Here is a 4,255-nt window from a genome sequence, read left to right as displayed (position 1 = left end):
TCTGCGTATAAATTAACCTTATTCCTCTCTTTTGTGCTTTCTTTTTATAGGTCTTAATTTAGTGCTTTTTATTAAAATGCTAACTTAAGCCGTATAAAAATAATTACGGTTTAGTGCTTAATCAAAGGTCGTTGCGTGTTTGTAACGTCTGATTTTCCTTCGGAAAATCCTCGCATACAAACCCGCAACTATTCTTATACATAAACGTTGGCAACAATTAAAAAATGAATAAACCAATAATAATATTACTGATTTTAATAACACTTTTATCCTGTAAAACTGAAAAGTCAACTGAGATAATAGTTATTGGAACACTTCATAAACCAGAAGCTAATTTTAACTCTGAGATTCTCTTCAATATATTAGAAGATGTACAACCCGATTTTATATTAGAAGAACTAGACTCTTCTTTCTTCACTTCTAATTTTAGACACAAAAATGTTTCAAATAGTAATGAGCGAATGGCATCGGAAAAATATATTGAAAAATACCCGACAACTAAATTGAGACCATATGAATTTGAAGGTAGAAATGAATATAGGATAAATATTGGCTCACGACCTACAGATGGACTAACAACAAAACTCATAGATAGTTTAAACAATATTGGTTTATTATCTGATACAGAAGCTAAAATTCATAATAAATACAAAGCGCTCTTAGATCCATTAATAATATTAGCATCTAAATCACCCGAAAAATTCAATAACGCATCAACTGACAGTATTTGTGCCGAAAGACAATATTATCAATATAAAATGCTAAAAAAAATAACGAATAAAAGAGAAGAATTTGCAACTCGTTTTCATACCAAACCAAACGGAGAAAAAATTAGTTACCGAGATGGGTATCAGTTAGCTGATGATTTTTGGGATTTAAGAAATCAAACAATGGCCAAAAACATAATGCAAATTTCTGAAAAGAATCAAGGTAAAAAAATTGTTGTGCTTTGCGGATTTATGCATAGATATTATATTTTAAGTGAATTGAGAAAATTAAAAGAAGGCAAAAATATTATCTTAAAAGAGTTTTACGAAAAATAAAAACTGTTGCCAACACCGTATATAATTTATTGCTAGTTCTCGCCTACTTGCGAAAATCCTCGCGGATTTTCTATTCGGTTTTTATTTACTAAATTACTTGCTAAACCACGCAACAAACCATATACAAATACGTTACCCACAATTATGAGAAAAATCCTGCTGATATTTATAATCGGAGTTCTATTCGCAAATTGTGCTAATAAAAAAGATGAACCGACATCGGAAACCCAAAGGGATTTAGAAAAGGCTCAAAATGAAAACCAAATAGAGTTAGAATATATTGATAGATGGAACCAAATCGAACTTGCTCAAACTGACGATAAATATGGTGAATGGGGAGGTGACTCTGATATAATATTAATTTACTCTGATGGAGAAAAGGTTTTTGCGAATTATTCTAGATATTTAGGTTCTTATGAACCACCAATTCCACCAAAAGAAAATGAAAAACAAAAAAAATGGTATGAATATAAAAAGTTGGAACGCAATATTGATAGTATCGAATTGAGCTTTGACCAAATTTTACTGATTGAAAATGCTATTCTAGAATTGACTAAAACTAAAATTAAATCAGAAACAAATATATCTCACAGTGGGATTGTAAATAGTGTGATTTCAAAAGACTCTAGTTTGATAATAAAAGATTACCCTTCAAACAAGTGGAAATCATTTCAGCGACTTAAGAATAGTATAATGGAAAAATAACTGTGGGTAACAACGTGTAAAAAACATTGCTTATTTTAGACCAAACCAAAGGTTGTTGCTTTTTTGCTAGCTTCTGATTTTCCTTCGGAAAATCCTCGCATACAAAACCGCAACGTTCCTTACACAAGACCGTTGTAAATAATGCGAAAAAAAATCGTGCAAGCGAAAAAAATATATTGAAAAGAATAAAATACTCAATAATGTCTGGATTAATTTTCGGACTAATAGTTTGGATTTATTGTATGCAAACTGCGAAGACTGAAATTGCCACATTTTTAAGTGTATTCTGCGTTTTGGTTTTCAGCCCAATTGCATATTTCAAAGTATTTTGGGGAATTAAAGACGAAATATCATTTAAAGAAATTAACAAAACAAATATTAAATACTCAAGTCGAGCTAATCATATATACAATGGAATATCAGTCGGCGGAAATTTATATCTGACCAACAATGAACTAATATTTCAAACTAACTTGATTAATTTTACTCAAAAGCATGAATTTTTAGTGAATTTGACCGAAATAAAAATTGTGAGTTATTATAAAACTCTCGGAATAATAGAAAACGGAATCCAAATTGAAAGTGAAACAAATATTGTGGAAAAATTTATTGTTCCTCAAAAAGAAAAATGGCTGAATTTAATCAAAAAAGAAATAAGCGGATAGGAAAGCACTATTTACAACACTGCATATACTTTATTGCTTGGTTTTCGCCTACTTACGAAAATTCTCGCGGATTTTCTATTCGGTATTTATTTACTAAATTAGGTGCTTAAACACGCAACAAAGCATATTCAAACACGTTAGCGGCCATTGCTCACTCTGCTCAAAACAAACAATTAAATCAACTCAAAAGTGGTTTAAAACCTTAAAATCAATCAGTTTTTTACGGTTAAAATCTAAAATAAATATCGGATCCAAACGATGCGCAACTGTTGCGTATGACTGACCTTACTCACACTCAATATTTCCCAGCGGATTACTAAGCATTTCGAAACTCTTACGGCGGACTGACTTTTGTTACGGCATATTGTTGCATAATAGAAATCTTTAAATATAAAACGGCCGCTAACAATATGTATAAAAAATGCTTATTTTAGTACCTAATCTAAAGGTCTGTACTTTGTTTGCTTACTTCTGATTTTCCTTCGGAAAATCCTCACGTGCAAACACGCACTTTCCATACACGAAACGTTAGCGGCCATTGCTCACTCTGCTCAGATAAAGCAATTAAATCAACTCAAAAGTGGTTTAAAACCTTAAAATCAATCAGTTTTTCACGGTTAAAATCTAAAATAAATATCGGATCCAAACGATGCGCAACTGTTGCGTATGACTGACCTCACTCCTACCCAATATTTCCCAGCGGATTACCAAGCATTTCGAAACTCTTACGGCGGACTGACTTTTGTTACGGCATATTGTTGCGTAATAGAAATCTTTAAATATAAAACGGCCGCTAACAATATGTATAAAAAATGCTTATTTTAGTACCTAATCTAAAGGTCTGTGCTTTGTTTGCTTACTTCTGATTTTCCTTCGGAAAATCCTCACATGCAAACACGCACTTTCCATACATGAAACGTTAGCCACAATTAAACACAAAATGAGAAAACTACTAATATTGTTATTTTTAATATCAAATTTAAGTTGTTCTTCAAGTAATAAAAAAGAAAATATGGGAATATTCGATAAACTATTTGGGAAAAAGGAACAAAGAAATGAGCCAAAAGAACCAGTACAGAATTCTGAAAAATTAATGAATGCTGACCAATTTTGGAAAATTATAGCAACCTCAAAAGCAAATAGCTCTGGAGATTACGAAAAGCAACAAACAGAACTCGAAAAAGAACTACTTAAATTAACTGCAATAGAAATTTTAGAGTTTGACAACAAATTCAGAAAATTAAGAGGCGAAGTTTATAATTGGAATTTTTGGGCTGGTGCTTATATAATTAATGGAGGTTGTTCAGATGACTGCTTTTCTGATTTTAGAGGTTGGCTTATTGGACAAGGAAAAGCAATATTTGAAAGTGCAATACAAGATATTGAAACACTTGCTGAACTTAACAAAACAAATGACGGAGATTGGGAAGGTTTGAGTTATATTCCAACTGACGCTTATGAAAAAAAGACAGGAAATGAAATGCCGAATGGAATTCAAGAGAGTTTAGAAATATCTGGAGAAGAATGGAATGAAGAAGGAGACGATTTAAAAAATAAATTCCCGAAATTATGGGCGAAATTTGGAATGGAATAAAAAACTGTGGCTAACACCGTATATAATTTATTGCTGGCTTATTGCCTATTTACGAAAGTCCTCGCGGACTTTCTTGGTCGGTAATTATTTACTAAATTAGTTGCTTGAAACACGCAACAAACCATATACAAAAACGTTACCCAACATTTGAGTGAAACCGAGAAAAATATCGAATTGAATAGAAAAACAAGTGATTTAATTGCTGGAATTTTATGTTCTGGATTTTCAATAGTTGGAATTACAATTAT

At 31.5% G+C, this 4,255-nt stretch carries 4 protein-coding genes; all 4 read left to right on the top strand.

Annotated features, from left to right (window positions below):
• Positions 1-224: 224 nt before the first annotated feature.
• On the top strand, positions 225-1,043 hold the full coding sequence (locus ACFFVB_RS16195; RefSeq protein WP_382384270.1) for a hypothetical protein: 819 nt from the start codon (positions 225-227) through the stop codon (positions 1,041-1,043).
• A 144-nt stretch (positions 1,044-1,187) separates the two neighbouring features.
• Positions 1,188-1,748 (top strand): hypothetical protein, encoded by a 561-nt coding sequence (locus ACFFVB_RS16190; protein WP_382384269.1) that lies wholly within the window; start codon positions 1,188-1,190, stop codon positions 1,746-1,748.
• A gap of 200 nt (positions 1,749-1,948) precedes the next feature.
• Positions 1,949-2,413 carry a GRAM domain-containing protein gene (locus ACFFVB_RS16185; RefSeq protein WP_382384268.1) on the top strand — a complete coding sequence of 155 codons (465 nt, stop codon included), beginning with the start codon at positions 1,949-1,951 and terminating at the stop codon, positions 2,411-2,413.
• Between the two features lie 1,012 nt (positions 2,414-3,425).
• Entirely contained in the window at positions 3,426-4,007 is a 582-nt protein-coding gene (locus ACFFVB_RS16180) for a DUF4240 domain-containing protein (RefSeq protein ID WP_382384267.1), read from the top strand.
• The last annotated feature ends 248 nt before the right edge of the window (positions 4,008-4,255 follow it).

This window comes from Formosa undariae, from assembly GCF_042427615.1.
Lineage (GTDB): Bacteria > Bacteroidota > Bacteroidia > Flavobacteriales > Flavobacteriaceae > Formosa > Formosa undariae.
This window is presented reverse-complemented; position numbering and strand designations above follow the sequence as displayed.

Coding starts and splice junctions, on each gene's coding strand:
- ACFFVB_RS16195 (WP_382384270.1), top strand. CDS start 225: ATGAATAAACCAATAATAATATTACTGATTTTAATAACACTTTTATCC.
- ACFFVB_RS16190 (WP_382384269.1), top strand. CDS start 1,188: ATGAGAAAAATCCTGCTGATATTTATAATCGGAGTTCTATTCGCAAAT.
- ACFFVB_RS16185 (WP_382384268.1), top strand. CDS start 1,949: ATGTCTGGATTAATTTTCGGACTAATAGTTTGGATTTATTGTATGCAA.
- ACFFVB_RS16180 (WP_382384267.1), top strand. CDS start 3,426: ATGGGAATATTCGATAAACTATTTGGGAAAAAGGAACAAAGAAATGAG.